Annotated in this window: 16 protein-coding genes; 1 reads left to right on the top strand and 15 read right to left on the bottom strand. The window is 65.5% G+C overall.

From position 1 onward, the window contains the following. The coding region (locus tag QM712_RS34590; protein WP_415027641.1) for a citrate/2-methylcitrate synthase at positions 1-398 on the top strand (398 nt) is incomplete at its 5' end. Positions 399-489: 91 nt separating this feature from the next. Here the strand turns inward: QM712_RS34590 and QM712_RS34585 are convergent. From QM712_RS34585 to QM712_RS34515, 15 genes are all read right to left on the bottom strand, one after another. After that, positions 490-1,164 carry a glutathione S-transferase family protein gene (locus QM712_RS34585; RefSeq protein ID WP_415027640.1) on the bottom strand — a complete coding sequence of 225 codons (675 nt, stop codon included), beginning with the start codon at positions 1,162-1,164 and terminating at the stop codon, positions 490-492. 87 nt (positions 1,165-1,251) lie between these two features. Further along, complete coding sequence (gene lpxB / locus QM712_RS34580) at positions 1,252-2,436, bottom strand: lipid-A-disaccharide synthase (protein WP_415027639.1); 1,185 nt, start codon at positions 2,434-2,436, stop codon at positions 1,252-1,254. After that, positions 2,433-3,290, bottom strand: coding sequence for an LpxI family protein (locus QM712_RS34575; RefSeq protein WP_415027638.1), 858 nt, complete (start codon positions 3,288-3,290; stop codon positions 2,433-2,435). The genes lpxB and QM712_RS34575 overlap by 4 nt, the downstream gene beginning before the upstream one ends. A 19-nt stretch (positions 3,291-3,309) precedes the next feature. Next, positions 3,310-4,104, bottom strand: coding sequence for an acyl-ACP--UDP-N-acetylglucosamine O-acyltransferase (gene lpxA, locus QM712_RS34570; RefSeq protein WP_415027637.1), 795 nt, complete (start codon positions 4,102-4,104; stop codon positions 3,310-3,312). A gap of 244 nt (positions 4,105-4,348) precedes the next feature. Further along, entirely contained in the window at positions 4,349-4,810 is a 462-nt protein-coding gene (gene fabZ, locus QM712_RS34565) for a 3-hydroxyacyl-ACP dehydratase FabZ (protein WP_415027636.1), read from the bottom strand. Then, positions 4,807-5,874 (bottom strand): UDP-3-O-(3-hydroxymyristoyl)glucosamine N-acyltransferase, encoded by a 1,068-nt coding sequence (gene lpxD / locus QM712_RS34560; RefSeq protein ID WP_415027635.1) that lies wholly within the window; start codon positions 5,872-5,874, stop codon positions 4,807-4,809. The genes fabZ and lpxD overlap by 4 nt, the downstream gene beginning before the upstream one ends. Before the next feature lie 125 nt (positions 5,875-5,999). After that, the gene (gene bamA, locus QM712_RS34555) at positions 6,000-8,564 is read right to left on the bottom strand and encodes an outer membrane protein assembly factor BamA (protein WP_415027634.1); all 2,565 of its coding nucleotides are present in this window, start codon (positions 8,562-8,564) and stop codon (positions 6,000-6,002) included. A gap of 172 nt (positions 8,565-8,736) precedes the next feature. Beyond that, on the bottom strand, positions 8,737-9,888 hold the full coding sequence (gene rseP / locus QM712_RS34550) for an RIP metalloprotease RseP (protein WP_415027633.1): 1,152 nt from the start codon (positions 9,886-9,888) through the stop codon (positions 8,737-8,739). A gap of 46 nt (positions 9,889-9,934) precedes the next feature. After that, positions 9,935-11,158 carry a 1-deoxy-D-xylulose-5-phosphate reductoisomerase gene (gene dxr, locus QM712_RS34545; protein WP_415027632.1) on the bottom strand — a complete coding sequence of 408 codons (1,224 nt, stop codon included), beginning with the start codon at positions 11,156-11,158 and terminating at the stop codon, positions 9,935-9,937. 4 nt (positions 11,159-11,162) lie between these two features. After that, positions 11,163-11,948, bottom strand: coding sequence for a phosphatidate cytidylyltransferase (locus QM712_RS34540; protein ID WP_415027642.1), 786 nt, complete (start codon positions 11,946-11,948; stop codon positions 11,163-11,165). A 53-nt stretch (positions 11,949-12,001) separates the two neighbouring features. After that, positions 12,002-12,760: an isoprenyl transferase gene (locus QM712_RS34535; protein WP_415027631.1), complete on the bottom strand. Its 759-nt coding sequence runs from the start codon at positions 12,758-12,760 to the stop codon at positions 12,002-12,004. A gap of 12 nt (positions 12,761-12,772) precedes the next feature. Next, complete coding sequence (frr, locus tag QM712_RS34530) at positions 12,773-13,336, bottom strand: ribosome recycling factor (RefSeq protein WP_415027630.1); 564 nt, start codon at positions 13,334-13,336, stop codon at positions 12,773-12,775. Positions 13,337-13,402: 66 nt separating this feature from the next. Continuing rightward, on the bottom strand, positions 13,403-14,119 hold the full coding sequence (gene pyrH, locus QM712_RS34525) for a UMP kinase (RefSeq protein WP_415027629.1): 717 nt from the start codon (positions 14,117-14,119) through the stop codon (positions 13,403-13,405). A 60-nt stretch (positions 14,120-14,179) separates the two neighbouring features. Beyond that, positions 14,180-15,103, bottom strand: coding sequence for a translation elongation factor Ts (gene tsf / locus QM712_RS34520; protein WP_415027628.1), 924 nt, complete (start codon positions 15,101-15,103; stop codon positions 14,180-14,182). 134 nt (positions 15,104-15,237) lie between these two features. Further along, entirely contained in the window at positions 15,238-16,233 is a 996-nt protein-coding gene (locus QM712_RS34515; RefSeq protein ID WP_415027627.1) for a 30S ribosomal protein S2, read from the bottom strand. Between the last annotated feature and the right edge of the window lie 306 nt (positions 16,234-16,539).

Raw genomic sequence — 16,539 nt, 5'->3', positions numbered from 1 at the left:
TCCGCCTGATGGGCTTCGGTCACCGCGTCTACAAGAACTATGATCCGCGCGCCAAGATCATGCAGAAGATGTGTCACGCCGTGCTCAAGGAGACCGGCCATGGCGACGATCCGATGCTGAAGGTGGCGCTCGAGCTCGAGAAGATCGCGCTGAGCGACCAGTACTTCATCGACCGCAAGCTCTACCCGAACGTCGACTTCTATTCGGGCATCACGCTGAAGGCGATGGGCTTCCCGGTCTCGATGTTCACCGTGCTGTTCGCGGTCGCCCGCACCGTCGGCTGGATCAGCCAGTGGAGCGAGATGATCGAGGATCCGCAGCAGAAGATCGGCCGTCCGCGCCAGCTCTACACCGGCGTGACCAAGCGCGATTACGTGGCGATCGACAAGCGCAAGTAAGCTCGGCCTCACGGCTTTCGAAACGGCGCCATCCCACGATGGCGCCGTTTTTGTTTGGCGCACGCAACCACGCGAGCCCAATGCCCCTCGTCTACTCCGGCACCTCATGAGCGGCATGTCGGAACAGCGCCAGCGAGTTTCCCACGGGCATTGCCTCGTAGGGCGGCCTCCAGCGCGGCAGCGCCGCGATCCGCCAGCGCCAGGCATCGATCGCCGGAAACGCCGTGCGAAGATCGAAGCCTGTTTCATCTGCCGGGTAATACAGATATCCCGCGAGCGAGAAATCGACGATCGTCGGCCGGTCACCCAGCACGAAACGACGATCGGCGAGATGCCGCTCGACGATCGAGAGAGCGCCCTGTGCCCGCCTCCGCACATAGGCCAGCACCTCCGCATGCGGCGGCTCCGCCGTCATGGAGTATAGGATCCGGTGCGCGGCAAAGCCTCCGGTGAACCGATGATTGTCGAACAGCAGCCAGCGCATGGCCTCGAAGCGTTCCTCCGCGTTCGACGGAGCGAACAGGCCATGGGTCTCGGCGAGCCATCCCAGGATCGCGCCTGACTGGCTCAGGCGTCGGCCGTCGACTTCGAGCACCGGGATCTCGCCCATCTCGTTCGTCGTCGCGCGCCAGATCGGATCACGGGTCTGGCCGCCGGCGAAGTCGACGCCGATGGGCTCCCAATCGATCGCCGCACAGTCGAGAAACTGGGCGACCTTGAACGAATTGCCGGACGCCCCCACGCAATGCAGCCGGTATCGCGGCATCGGTCAATCCCTCGCAACTCGTCTTTCGCGGTCGGGATGATCCTCGCCTGCCGCTGACACCGTCATGTCAGCAGCCTCCGACCTGCACTACTTCGCCGGCCGTCCCTTTCGCATCGTCGCGAGCACGATGTCGGCGGCGAGCACGCTCGGCGATTTGCTGCCGGTGGACATGATCGTATCGAGCTGCGCGAAGGCTTCGACCTGTTGCCGGCGCGCCGGCGTGTCCGTCAGCACCTCGGTGAGCGCGCGCGCGAGCTTCTCCGGCGTGCAATCCTCCTGGAGGAACTCGGGAATGACTTCCCTGCCGATCACGAGATTGGCAAGGATCACCGAGGACACACGGATCGCGCGGCGCAGGATGAAGGCCTCGACGCTGCCGACACGATAGGCCGTCACCATCGGAATGCCGGATAATGCCAGTTCGAGCGTTACCGTGCCGGATTTCGCCAGCGCGGCGTGCGCGATCCGGAAAGCGGCGCGCTTCTCGTTCTCGCCGATCACGATCTGCGGCTTGACCGGCCAGCTCGCGATGCCTTCACGCACGGTGGCTTCGAGATGCGGCATGGTCGGCAGCATCGGCGCGAATGCGCGCCCCTCCGCCTGAAGCCGTCCGAGCGTCGCGCCGAACACGTCGAGATGGTGCCGTATCTCGCTGCGCCGGCTGCCGGGCAGCACCAGCAACACAGGCGGCTCGGCATCGCGGCGAGCCTGTTCCTCGGCATTCGGACGCAATGACGACAATTGCTCGATCAGGGGGTGGCCGACATAGCTGCAGGGTGGCCCCTGCAGGTTGCGGTATTCTTCGGGCTCGAACGGCAGCAGGCCGAGCACATGATCGACATAGCCGAGCATGGCGCGGGCGCGGCCCGGCCGCCAGGCCCAGACCGAGGGTGACACGTAATCGACGATCGGGATCGCCGGATTGCGCGCACGCACGCGGCGCGCGACGCGATGGGTGAAATCGGGACTGTCGATGATGACGAGCGCGTCGGGCGCGGCCTGCGTCACGGCGTCGGCGGTCCGGCCGATCAGCCACAGGATCTTCGGCAATTGCTGCACGACCGCGGCGAAGCCGACGATCGAAAGCTCCTCGATCGGAAACAGCGAATTGAGCCCTTCCCGCGCCATGGTGCGGCCGCCCACGCCTTCGAACTGCACGCCATCGCCGAGCCTCTGACGCAGCACCTTCATCAGCGCCGAGCCGAGCCGGTCGCCGGACTCCTCCGTCGCGATCAGGAAGATCTTCCGCTCGGGGTCGCGCGACTGCATCACGCCGGCAGGCCGATGATGAAGAGATATTTGGCGTCGGCGAACGCGATCATCGCCTGCGGTTCGGCTGCGATGGTGTTGCCGGCGATGATGGCGATGCCGGCAAGGCCGGCGTTGGCGACGCCCTCGATGGTGCGCGGGCCGATCGTCGGCAGGTCGAAGCGCAGATCCTGGCCGCTCTTCGGCGCCTTCACCAGCACTCCGCGGCCCGTGGCGGCGCGGATGCGGCCCTCCTCCCGCAAGCGCGCGACGCGCGCCAGCAGCGCGTCGGTGCCCTCGATGTCCTCGACCGCGACCACATGGCCGTCGATCACGACCGCGGCCTGGCCGATGTCGAAGGGGCCGAGCGCTTGCAGCACCGCGCGTCCGCGCTCGATGTCGGTCTTGCCGTTTTCATTCGGCCAGGCGCGGGTGATGCAGCCTTCGGGCATCAGGAGATCGGGTGCGACGTCCTTGATGCCGACCATGCGAAAGCCGTCCTGCTCGAGGATGCGCCCGACCCCCGAGAGAAGATGATCGTCGCCGCCGCGAAAGGCCCGGATGACGTTGCCGAGCAGGCGCAGCGTCTTGAAGTCAAACCGAATCTCCGACAGCGACGGCCGCACCAACGTGCCGATGAAGATCAAATCGCGGCAGCCCTCCTCGCGGAACAGCCTCATCGCGCGGCCGAGCTGGCCAACCGAGATCCAGCGGTGGCGGAATTTCTCCACCCGCGCCGGATCGCAGGCACCGCGCAGCGGAAACAGCACCGGGGTGATGCCGCGCGCGGCGAGCGAGTCGGCGACCGCGAACGGCATGGCGCCGCCGCCGGCGACGACGCCGACCGGTGATGAAATCTCTGGTGCCGCCGATGTCATGCCCGCGGCCATCCCACGATCACTTCTCGATGGCGGGAAGACAGAGCGGGCGATGCTTGCCCTTGCCGATGAAGTCGAGGATTTCTGCGATCGCGGGATCCTCGCCCGCAAGCGGCTGCACCGCTTCGAGCCGTTCGGCGAACATCCCCCGGCCGTGGAAGAGCCGCTGGTAGAATGCGCGCACGGTCGCGAGCCGCTGCTTGGTGAACTTGCGCCGCTTCATGCCGATCAGGTTGAGGCCTTCCAGCGCCGCATACTGGCCGTTGACCAGTCCGAACGGGATGACGTCGTCGCGCACGCCGCAGACGCCGCCGACCATGACCTGCGGGCCGATGCGCGTGAGCTGGTGCACCGCGGACAGGCCGCCGATGTAGACGAAATCGCCGATCTCGCAGTGGCCGCCGAGCGTCGCGGAGGTCGCGAAGATCACGTTGTCGCCGACCATGCAGTCGTGGCCGACGTGGCTGTTGTTCATGAAGTAGCCGCCGTTGCCGACGCGCGTCAGCCCGCCGCCCTTGATGGTGCCGACATTCATGGTCGCGCCTTCACGGATCGTGCAGCCCGAGCCGATCTCCAGCCGGGTCGGTTCGCCCTTGTAGCTGAGATCCTGCGGCGCGCCGCCCAGCACCACGAACGGCGAGATCACGCAATTGTCGCCGACGGAGGTGTGGCCGATGACGGTGGCCTGCCCGATCAGCTTGCAGTTCGCCCCGATTTTCGCGTGAGGACCGATGATGCAATAGGGCCCGATCTCAGTGCCCTCGCCGATCACAGCGCCGTCCTCCACCCGTGCGGTGGGATCAATCTTACTCATCAAGAAGGTCTGATTGTGTGTTGATGTCGCTTGGTTTTCCGCTGGTTAGCGCGACTATGCCCGATCTGTCCAGTGACGTATCATCTCGGGGTGTTTCAAGCACCGGTCGAAGCCGCCGTCCCGGCGCATCAACGACTTCATCCAGAGCTTTAAGACCCCGCGCGACACGAAACAGGCCCGATGCGGGTCACGCATCGGGCCTAAAGACGACAATACGACGTCGATGAAGGCTCGGAGCCCGGTCTCAATCCGTCAGCATGGCCCCGACGTCGGCTTCCGCGACCACCTGGCCGTTGACCTTGGCATCGCCGTGAAACCACCACATGGCCTTGCGGCGCCCGAGCGAACGCATGTGGTACTCGATGGTGTCGCCGGGCAGCACCGGCTTGCGGAACTTGCACTTGTCGATGGTGAGGAAATAGACCGCCCGCGGCTTGTCGGTGCCCTCGACCGACTTGATGCCGATCACACCCGCGGTCTGCGCCATGGCTTCGATCATCATCACGCCGGGATAGACCGGACGTTCGGGGAAATGGCCCTGAAAAGCCGGCTCGTTGAAGGTGACGTTCTTGATGCCGATACCGCTGTAATCGGCGCGGATGTTGATCACCCGGTCGATCAGCAGCATCGGAAAACGATGCGGCAGGGTCTGGAGGATCATGTTGATGTCCACCAGCTCGAACCTGATCGGTGATTCCTCCGTCATTCCCGTCCCTCGTCTTTCGGATCGGCCTTGCTGTCGCGCACCAGACGCTCCACCGCGATGATCTCCTTGAACCATTGTTTGGTCGGCTTGGCGAAATGCCCGCCCCAGCGTCCACCGGGCGGGATGTCGTCCTTGACCGCGCTCATGGCGGTCACCTGGGCTCCGTCGCCGATCTTGAGATGGTTGTTGATGCCGACCTTCGCTCCCAGCGCCACGTTGTCACCGATGGTCAGGCTGCCCGCGAGCCCGATCTGGGCCGCCAGCAGGCAGTGCCGGCCGATGGTTACATTGTGGCCGATCTGGACCTGATTGTCGATTTTGGTGCCCTCGCCGATCACGGTGTCCCGCAGGCTGCCGCGGTCGATGGTGGTGTTGGCGCCGACCTCGACGTCGTTCTGGATCAGCACCCGCCCGGTCTGGGGCACTTTCAGGTGGCCTTCCGGGCCGAAGAAGATGAAGCCGTAGCCGTCCTGGCCGATCGAGCAGCCCGGATGGATCAGCACGTTGTTGCCGATCAGGGCGCACTGGATCGCCGTGCGGGCACCGACGTTGCAGTCCCGGCCGATCTTGACGCCCGGGCCGATCACCGCCCCGACCCCGACCACGGTGCCGCTGCCGATCTCGACGTCGGCTCCGATGACCGCCAGCGGGTCGACGATGACGCCGTCCTCCAGCCGGGCCGAGGGATCGATGATCGCCGACGGCGCGATGCCGTCATTGCCGACCCAGGATTGCGGCCTGAGCGCATCGCCGTGCCATTCCCGCGCGATCCCGACAAAGGCGCGGAACGGCTGCGCTGCCCGCAGCACGGCCACATGCGCGGGCACTTGCGCCTCGAAGCGCGGACTGACCAGACAGGCCCCTGCCCGGGTCGCCTTGAGCTGGTCGGCATATTTCAGATTGTCGAAGAACGTCAGGTGCATCGGGCCGGCCTCGTCGAGCGAAGCGAGGCCGGTGATGACTTGGGCGCCCCTCGCGGGGTCGACCAACTGCGCCTTGGTCAGCGCAGCGATGTCCGCCAGCGCTGAGGCAGGCGGCTTTGTGAAGAAGATAGGCTGCGCCATTCCACCCCGTCGCGGTCCGGCTTTGGCATGATGCGGCTCAACCGCATCATGCTTCATCTCTTGAATTGAGCACGATCCCTTCCGAAACCGGCTCAACTGATCCGGATCGTGCCCTGCTGATCGAACTAGAACGTGGTGCCGCCGCCGAACCGGAACTCCTGCGTGCGGTCATACTTGCCCTTGGTGAGCGGCACGGCGTAGTCGAAGCGCAGCGGTCCGAACGGCGACTGCCAGATCAAGCCGACACCGACCGACGAACGGATAACCTTGCTGTCGTCGTAGATTAGGCCGGTACAGGTGCCGGGAGTCGCGGATGGATAGATCGTCGACGGGGTACAGCTCGAATTCTTCGGCGTGGTCAACTCACCGGTCGCCGCCCAGGTCGTCGGTCCCTGGTAATCATAGAGACCGCCGGCATCGGCATAGACCGCGCCCTTCAGACCCACTTCCTTCGGCAGGAACCAGAACGGCATCTGCAATTCGAGCGAAGCGCCCCAGTACTTGGTGCCGCCGAGTGCGTCCTGCGTGTCGTAGGGGTTGATGTCGCGCGGGCCGATGCCGTTCGGGGCGAAGCCGCGGACGAGATTCGGGCCCATCTGGAAGTGGTCGAGCATGCGCAGCTCGGTGTTGCCGATCTTGTTCAGGATACCGCCCTGCACGTGGGCAAGAGCGACGATGTCGGACACCAGCGGAGCGTAGTACTTCGCATCGAGAACGGTCTTCAGGTAGGAGACGTCGCCGCCGACGCCGGCGAAGTCCTGACGGACGTCGATGAGCAGACCGTCGGTCGGGTTCTTGTTGTTGTCCAGCGTGTTGTAGGTCAGCGAGTAGCCGACCGCCGAGGTCAGCGTCTTGCCGCCCGCCAGCTCCTTGCGGACCGGCAGCGAGGCTTCGCCGTCGCTGTAGCAGCCAAGGCCGTTGGTCGCGGCGAAGTTGTAGCCGCTGGTCGCGATATCCGCAGCACCCTGCGTCGTATTGGCATAGGCCGGCGACGGGTTGAATGCGCCCGAGCTGAGCAGGTTGTTACAGTTCGTCAGGTAGTACGGCAGGGTGATCTGCTGCTGGTAGATCGAGTAGCGCAGCTGCAGCGACAGATCCTCTCGCAGGCTGAAGCCGAGGCGCGGGCTGAAGCCGAGCGTCTTGGTGCCGTAGGAGATGTAGCTGTTGGACAGCTGGGTGCGCTGATAGAGGTCGAGGCCCAGCGCGACACGGTAGTCGAGCAGATAGGGCTCGACGAACGAGAGCGAGTAGCCGCGCGCATACTGGCCGTAGGTCACCGCCGCCTTGGCGAACAGGCCGCGGCCGAGCAGGTTGCGTTCGGAGATCGAGACTTCGGCGAGCGCGCCGTCGGTCGTGGAGTAGCCGCCCGACACCGAGAAGTCGCCGGTCGACTTCTCTTCGAGATCGACGATCAGAATCACGCGGTCGCTGGAGGAGCCCGGCTCGGTCGTGATCTTCACGCTCTTGAAGTAGTCGAGGTTCTTCAGGCGGCGTTCGGCACGGTCGACCAGCGCGCGGTTGTAGGCGTCGCCCTCGGAGAGGTCGAACTCGCGGCGGATCACGTAGTCACGGGTGCGGGTGTTGCCGCGGACATTGATGCGCTCGATGTAGGTGCGCGGTCCCTCGTCGACGTTGAACACGACGGACACCGTGTGCGCCTCGAAGTTGCGGTCGCCGCCGGGACGGACCACGGCGAAGGCATAACCGCGGCGCGAGGCCTCGATCTGCATTTCCTCGACCGACTTCTCGACCGCCTCGACGTTGTAGAGCGAGCCGACGCCGACGCGGGAATAGCCGCGCAGCGTGGTGGGGTCGAAATTGGGGATGCTGGAGCGGAAGTCGACGGCGCCGACGCGATATTGCGCGCCTTCCTCGATCTTGAAGGTGACGAGGAAGCCCTTCTTCGCCGGATCGTATTCGGTGAGCGCGGCCACGACCTGGACGTCGGCGAAGCCGTGCTTGAGGTAGAAGCGGCGAATCAGGTCGCGGTCGGCTTCGACGCGATCCGGATCGTAGATGTCACCGCTGGCGAGGAAGCTCAGCAGGTTCGATTCGCGCGTCTTGATCACGTCACGCAGGCGGTAGGACGAGAACGCGGAGTTGCCGACGAAATCGATCGACTTGACCGAGGTCTTGGCGCCTTCGTCGACCGTGAAGATGAGATCGACGCGGTTGTTCGGCTGCTCGATGATCTCGGGCGTGACGCGCACGTCGTAACGGCCGGAACGGCGATAGATCTCGGCGATTCGCAGCGTATCGGACTGCACCATGGCGCGGGAGAAGGTGCCGCGGGCCTTGGACTGGACTTCAGCGGTGAGCTGCTCGTCCTTGATCTTCTTGTTGCCCTCGAAGGCGACGCGGCCGATCACCGGGTTTTCCACCACGGAGACGATGATTTGGCCGCCGGCGCCGCGATTGATCTTCACGTCCTGGAACAGGCCGGTCTCGATCAGCGCCTTGAGGCCGTCATCGATGGCGGCCTGATCCAGCCGACCGCCGGGACCCGGCTTGAAATAGGAGCGGATGGTCTCCACCTCGACGCGGCGATTTCCTTCGACGGAAATCGACTGGACGGTCTGGGCAAGCGCAGCCGAAGAGACAAGAACAGCCCCGACCGGGGCAACAACCGCCGCGCCGAACATGAACAGGGTGGCAAGCAAGCCCCCCCGGAATCGCAGTCCAAACTTCATGCGCGACGCGCCCTTATTCCGTACCAGACCCAACCCCAAAGCCGGTCTGGGAGATTCCCCAAGTTCAAGCCGCTTGTAGCCAATTTCACCGACGCAGCAAACGGCCGAGCGCGCCGTAATTTCATTTCAGTCCAAGACGTTGCCCCAATGCAACGTCACAAAAAAGCCCCTATCAGGACGCCGCCATCCGCAGGATGTCGTTATAGGTGGCAAACACCATCAGCATTAGCACCAAACCGAGCCCGATTCGGAACCCCATCTCCTGGGTCCGTTCGGACAGCGGGCGGCCGCGGATCACCTCCGCGGCGTAGAACAGAAGGTGTCCGCCATCGAGCAGCGGGATCGGAAACAGGTTCAACAGGCCGATCGAGACCGACAGCACGGCACACAGGTTGATCACGAACTGGAACCCGGCGCTGGCCGCCTGCCCCGACATCTTCGCGATTCCGATGACGCCGCTGACCTCGGCGGGATTGCCGGTTCCGACGAACAGCGATCCCAGGAACTTGAACGTGCTGGTGATGATGAACCAGACCTGCTCCACCCCGATCTTCAGGGCCTCGCCGACACCGACGGGAGAGGTCGAGGCCTCACCGGCCTGGGACCTGTGCTCGACGCCGAGCACGCCGACCCGGTGGCTGTTGCCGAACGGGTCCTTGCGTTCCAGCAGCGCCGGGGTCGCGGTCAGGGAGACGACACCACCGTCCCGCTTGACCTGGAAGACCAGCGCCGACCCAGCGCTGGTCGCGACGATCCGCTGCATGTCCGCGAAGCTCTCGATCGGCTTGCCGTCGATCTGCACGACGACGTCCCCGACCTTGAAGCCCGCAGCCGCGGCGGCGCCCTCGGCGACGATCCCGTCGACGCGCGCGATCGTGCTCGGCTTGCCGTAATAGAGGGCCATGCCGGCGAAGATCAGGGCGCCGAGGATGAAATTGGCGACTGGTCCGGCCGCGACGATGGCCGCCCGCGGGCCGACCTTCTTGTGGTGGAAGCTGCCGGCGCGCTCCTCGGCCGACATCGCGGCGAGCGTCTGGGCCGACGGCGTCGAGGCTTCGCTCTCGTCTCCGAAGAACTTGACGTAGCCGCCAAGCGGAATCGCCGAGATCTTCCAGCGCGTGCCATGACGGTCGTTGAAGCCGACCAGCTCGGGGCCGAAGCCGAGCGAGAAGGTCAGAACCCGAACGCCGGCCCAGCGCGCAACAAGGAAATGGCCGAGCTCGTGGAAGAACACGACGATGGTCAGGACAAACAGGAAGGGAACCGCGTAGCCCAGGAGCCCATGGCTCAACGCACTGAAACTATGAAGAAAAAAGTCAGACATCGATACCCTCTTCCAGTGCCCCTTGAAGGCCCTGGCCCCGAACCATCTAGGATGCCTTTAAGGCAATTTGAGGCAATAGGGCGGCGGCCCTATTTCGCGCAACATGGTCAACGGAGATTGCATCGTCGGCCGAGGTCAGCGGGGCCTGGTTGCCGCCGCGGACCCAATCGTCCAGCGTCGCCTCGACCAGCCGCGCGATCGCGCCGAAGCGGATCTTGCCGGCGATGAAGGCGGCCACCGCGACCTCGTTGGCGGCGTTGTAGACCGTCGTCGCCCCCTTCCCGGTCCGGAGCGCGTCGAACGCCAGCCGCAATCCGGGGAAGCGTTCGAAATCCGGCGCCTCGAAGGTCAGCTGGCCGATCTTGGCCAGATCGAGCTTGGCCGCCGGTCCCTTGATGCGGTCGGGCCAGCCGAGGCAGTGCGCGATCGGCGTACGCATGTCGGGCGCTCCGAGCTGGGCCACCACCGAACGATCGGAAAACTCGACCATGCCATGGATGATCGACTGCGGATGGACGAGGACGTCGATCTCGTCGGGCGTCAGCGCGAACAGATAGGAGGCCTCGATCACCTCCAGCCCCTTGTTCATCATCGAGGCGGAATCGATCGTGATCTTCTGGCCCATGCTCCAGTTCGGATGCTTGAGCGCCTGGGCCAGCGTGGCCTGTTCGATGTCGGCGCTCTTCCAGGTCCGGAACGGGCCGCCCGAGGCGGTGATGATGACGCGCACCAGTTCGTCGCGGTTGCCGGAGCTGAGGGCCTGGAACAGGGCGTTGTGCTCGGAATCGGCCGGCAGGATGCAGGCGCCCGCCTTGGCCGCGCGCTGCATGAAGAAGTCGCCGGCGCAGACGAGGCACTCCTTGTTGGCGAGGGCGACATGCGCGCCGCGATCGACCGCGGCCAGGGCCGGCTTCAGTCCGGCCGCGCCGCTGACGGCGGCCATGACCCAGTCGGCCGGCCGCGCGCCGGCTTCGATCACGGCGCTTTCGCCCGCGCCGCATTCGGTGCCCGTCCCTGCCAGCGCCGCCTTGAGCTCGGCGAGCTTGGAGGTGTCGGCGATCGCGACGAAGCGCGCGGAGAATTCCTTCGCCAGTTTCGCCAGCGCCTCGACATTGCTGTTCGCGGTCAACGCCTCGACGCGGTAGCGCTCCGGCGAGGCGCGCAGCAGATCCATCGTGCTGTCGCCGATCGAGCCGGTGGCACCGAGAACCGTGACGCTGCGGACGGCCGACGCCGCAGCCTTGTTGTTACGCAATGGAACTGCGCTCATATCCTCACCAAACCATAAGACCGCTTCCGGCGCCATGCACACCATGGCGGAGGAAGCCGATAATCCATGCCGCCAGGATGGCGGCGACAAAACCGTCCAGGCGATCCATGAGGCCGCCGTGACCGGGAATGATGTGACTGGAATCCTTGACGCCGAAGCGCCGCTTCACCGCGGATTCGAAGAGATCGCCAAGCTGCGAGATCACCGACAGGACGGCGCTGACGAGCAGCAGCGGAACCGCCTTGCCGACCCCGCAGGCCGCGAATCCGCCGGCGACCGCAAGGCTCGCGGCAAAGCCGCCGAGCGCGCCGGCCCAGGTCTTCTTGGGGCTGACCCGCGGCCATAGCTTCGGTCCGCCGAGGCCACGGCCGGCGAAATAGCCCCCGATATCGGTCGCCCACACCACGAGCAGCACGAACATCAAGGCCGCGAAACCGTTCACGGGATCCTGCCGCACCAGGATCGATGCAAGCAGCGCCGCCGAGGCGTAGGCAAAGCCCGCCGCGGCCCAGACGAACTTGCCCCGCGCGATCAGCGCCACGATCGCACCGCCGACGCAGCCGGTGATCACAGCGCCCTTGAGCGCGCCGAAAGAGACGCAGAAGCCCATGATGGCGAGAACGATCGTCCCGGATGCCGTGAGCGCAACCGCGCCCGCGCCGACCACCATGAGCCATTCCGCGAACAGCCCGATCGAGACCAGCGTGACCAGAAAGGCCCAAAGCCAGCCGCCAGCATAGGCGAGCGCGATGGCGAGCGGCGCCAGGACCAGCGCTGCGGCCACCCGCATCACGAAGTTGCTGGAGGCCGGCGCGGCGCCCGCCGGCGTGGCTTCGGGTTCACTCACGAGGCGGTTTTCGCGACCAGACCGCCGAAACGGCGCTCGCGTCTGGCAAATTCGGCAATCGCGCCTTCCAGCGCCGCCTTGTCGAAATCCGGCCAATGGATCGGCACGAAGACGAGTTCGCTATAGGCGGCCTGCCACATCAGGAAGTTGGACAGGCGCTGCTCGCCGCTGGTGCGGATGATGAGATCGGGATCGGGAATGTCGGGCGCGTCGAGGTGAGCTCCCAAGGTCTCGGCGTCGATCGTGCCGGGGTCGCGCCTGCCCTCGGCAACTTCGCGCGCCAGCTTCTGTGCCGCCTTCGCGATCTCGTGCCGCGAGCCGTAGTTGAAGGCGACGACGAGCGTGAGGCGCGTGTTGTTGCGCGTCAGCTCCTCCGCCTCGTTGAGCAGTGCGCAGATGTCGCCCTCCAGCCCCTCCCGCTCGCCGATGATGCGCACCTTGACGCCGTCGCGATGCAGGCTCGCAAGGTCGTTGCGGATGAAGCGCCGAAGCAGGCCGAACAGATCGCCGATCTCGCTCGCCGGGCGCGACCAGTTCTCCGAGCTGAAGGAAAAGATCGTGAGATAACGGATGCCGAGCTCATGCGACGCGCGGACCACGCGGCGCAGGGCTTCCACGCCGCGGCGATGACCTTCGGCCCGCGGCAGGCCGCGCGCCGCCGCCCAGCGCCCGTTGCCATCCATGATGATGGCGACATGCGCAGGCGCCTCGGATCTGTCGGATCCCTCCGTAGCTGGCGCGGCGGCGTTGGACATAAGGGCTGTGCCTTAGACGGTGAGGATTTCTTTTTCCTTGGTGGCCAGCAACTGGTCGATCTCGCCGATGGTGCCGTCGGTCGCCTTCTGCACCTCGTCGGCATGACGCTTCTGATCGTCCTCCGACATCTCGTGATTCTTCTCGAGCTTCTTCAGGACATCGAGGCCGTCGCGGCGGACATGGCGCGCGGCGACCTTGGCGGCCTCCGCGTATTTGTGCGCGACCTTGACGAGTTCCTTGCGGCGCTCCTCGTTGAGCTCGGGGATGCGAAGGCGCAGCACCTGGCCTTCGGTCGCGGGCGACAGGCCGAGATTGGAATCGACGATCGCCTTCTCGACCGGCTTGACCATCGACTTGTCCCAGACCTGCACCGAGATCAGCCGCGGCTCCGGCACGCTGACGGTGGCGAGCTGGTTGAGCGGCATGTGGCTGCCATAGGCCTCGACCTGGACCGGGTCGAGCATCGAGGCCGAAGCGCGGCCGGTTCGCAGCCCGCCGAGCTCGTGCTTGAGCGACTGGACGGCGCCCTGCATGCGGCGCTTCACTTCGTTGATGTCGAAATTACCCGTGGCCATCACGTTTCTCCTTCAAAATCCCGGCGACCTCTCCGCGCCCTTCCCTCGGGCGCGACCGATGAGCCGTCAGCCGGCGACGATGGTTCCGTGGCCGCTGCCACGCAGAATCGCGCCGATCGACCCCGGCTCCGCGATCGAGAACACGATGATAGGCAGCGACGTCTCGCGGGCAAGCGCGAAGGCTGTCGCATCCATCACCTTGTAGCCGCCCTCGATGGCCTGCGAATGCGTCAGCCGGTCGAAGCGCGTCGCGGTCGGATCCTGCTTCGGGTCGGCCGAGTAGACGCCGTCGACGTTGGTCGCCTTCAGCACCGCCTGGGCGCCGATTTCGGCGGCGCGCAGCACTGCCGTGGTGTCGGTCGTGAAGAACGGATTGCCCGTTCCCCCGCCCAGCAGCACGATTCGGCCCTCGGCGAGATATTTGTGCGCCGCGGTGCGGGTGAACAGCTCGGAAATCTCCGGCATGACGAAGGCCGACAGCGTGCGCGCGGGCATCCCCTTGCGCTCGATCGCGGCTTCCAGCGCGAGGCAGTTCATCATGGTGGCGAGCATGCCCATGGTGTCGCCGGTCGGGCGCGAGACGCCACGGGAGGAAACCTCGACACCGCGCACGATGTTGCCGCCGCCGATGACGACGGCGATCTCGGAGCCGAGATGGCGGGCGGCAATGAGGTCGTCCGCAACCCGGTCGATGGTCGGCTGATCGATGCCAAAGCCGTGCTGTCCCGCGAGATATTCGCCGGACAGCTTGATCACGACGCGACGGTAGACCGGATCAGTCATGAGCACTTTCCTCGTCCGGGTGCCGCTTCCGGCGGCCCGCCGGAAGGAACGTTCCGGCGCTTACTTCTTGCCGCTGGCCGCCGCGACTTCGGCCGCGAAGTCGCTTTCCTGTTTCTCGATTCCCTCACCGAGAGCATAGCGCACAAAGCCGGCGATCTTCACGGGGCCGCCGACCTTGCCCTCGGCCTCCTTCAACGCCTGCGCCACCGACTTGCCGGTGTCGTGGATGAAGGCCTGCTCGAGCAGGCAGACTTCCTTGTAGTAGGTCTTCAGGCCGGACTCGACGATCTTCTCGATCACGTTCTCAGGCTTGCCCTGCTGGCGATACTTGTCGGCGAGCACATCCTTCTCGCGCTTCACGACCACCGGATCGAGGCCGGACGGCTCAAGCGCGAGCGGGTTGGCGGCAGCGACATGCATCGCGATCTGGCGGCCGAGCGTGGCCAGTTCGTCGGCCTTGCCGGTCGATTCCAGCGCCACGAGCACGCCCATCTTGCCGGCGCCCTCGATGACCGCGCCGTGGACGTAGCTCGACACCACGCCCTGCTTCACTTCGAGCGCAGTAGCGCGGCGCAGCGTCATGTTCTCGCCGATGGTGGCGATCGCGTCATTGATCGCGGCCTCCGCCGTGACGTCGCCGATCTTGGCGGCCTTGATCTTCTCGACATCGGCGCCGACGTCGAACGCGACCTGGGCGATCATCTTGACCAGACCCTGGAACTGGCCGTTGCGCGCGACGAAATCGGTCTCGGAATTGACCTCGACCACGACACCCTTGGTGCCCTTGGTGAGCGCGCCGATCAGACCCTCGGCTGCGACGCGGCCGGACTTCTTGGCGGCCTTGGACAGACCCTTCTTGCGCAGCCAATCCTGCGCCGCCTCGATGTCGCCATTGGTCTCGGTGAGCGCGGCCTTGCAATCCATCATGCCCGCGCCGGTCGATTCGCGCAGGTCCTTGACCATCGCTGCTGTGATCGTTGCCATTGTCGAAAATCCTTTTTGCCTGCCGGTTTGCCGCGGCGTGGCATCCGATTGCCTCCGCCGCGGTCCATCTCAGGAATTCGCGTCAACTGAAATGGTGGCCGGATGTTATCCGGCCAACCCATCGCTCTTTTTGACTATTCCGCTTCCGCGGTCAGCGCCTTGGCCTTGGCCACCCAGGCATCCGCGCGGCTGGGCAGACCGACTTCTTCGCCGATCTTGTGCGCGGTGTCGTGGTCGAGCTCGGCGAGCTGCCAGAAGTGGAAGATGCCGAGGTCGTTGAACTTCTTCTCGATCGCACCCGACACGCCCGGGAGCTTCTTGAGGTCGTCGGCGGTGCCGCGCGGACCGGCAAGGCCCTGGAAGCCGCTCGAAGAAGCGGCCGGCAGATCCTCGGCGAGCGGACGGGTCGAGGCACCGATGTCGACACCGGAATCGCCCTGGGCGCGCGAGATGCCGTCGATCGCCGCACGCGCGATCAGGTCGCAATACAGCGAGATGGCGCGGCCGGCGTCGTCATTGCCCGGCACCACATAGGTGATGCCCTTCGGGTCCGAATTGGTGTCGACGATCGCGGCGACCGGGATGTTGAGCCGCTGGGCTTCCTGGATCGCGATGTCTTCCTTGTTGGTGTCGATCACGAAGATCAGGTCGGGCAGACCGCCCATGTCCTTGATGCCGCCGAGCGAACGGTCGAGCTTGTCGCGCTCGCGCTGCAGCGTCAGACGCTCCTTCTTCGTGTAGGAATTGGCTTCGCCGCCCGACAGGACCTCGTCGAGATGACGCAGGCGCTTGATCGAGGCCGAGATCGTCTTCCAATTGGTCAGCGTGCCGCCGAGCCAACGCGAATTGACGAAATACTGGGCGCAGCGCTTGGCAGCGTCCGCGACGCCGTCCTGCGCCTGGCGCTTGGTGCCGACGAACAGGATGCGGCCGCCCTTGGCGACGGTGTCGCTGACCGCCTGAAGGGCGGTGTGCAGCATCGGCACGGTCTGCGCGAGGTCGACGATGTGGATGTTGTTGCGAGCGCCGAAAATGAACGGGGCCATTTTCGGATTCCAGCGGTGAGACTGGTGGCCGAAGTGCACGCCAGCTTCGAGCAGCTGACGCATGGTGAAGTCGGGTAGCGCCATAGGTCTAATTCTCCGGTTGGTTCCTCCGGAAACGTGTGAGCAAAACGGAGCGTTCTCGCCCCGGCTGCCACCGGACGGCCTTGTGAGCCATGTTTCCGTGTGAGATGGCGCGCTATATAGCGCCATTTCGGCCAGAAGCAAGGAAATAAGGGTGTTTCGGGGGCGGTTTTCGCCCGCCGAAAGCCCGTTCCATGACTGCCGGTCCGCGCCCTAGCACTTCGGCTGGTTCGGCGGACACTTCTTGGGTGCCGGCGCCGCAGGACGCGGGGGCGGAGCCGCCGGACGCGGTGGGGCGACGGCCGCCCT

It is taken from the genome of Bradyrhizobium sp. (assembly GCF_047605465.1).
Classification (GTDB): Bacteria; Pseudomonadota; Alphaproteobacteria; order Rhizobiales; family Xanthobacteraceae; genus Bradyrhizobium.
The sequence above is the reverse complement of the archived record's forward strand: the minus strand, read 5'-3'. Positions and strand labels throughout refer to the sequence as shown.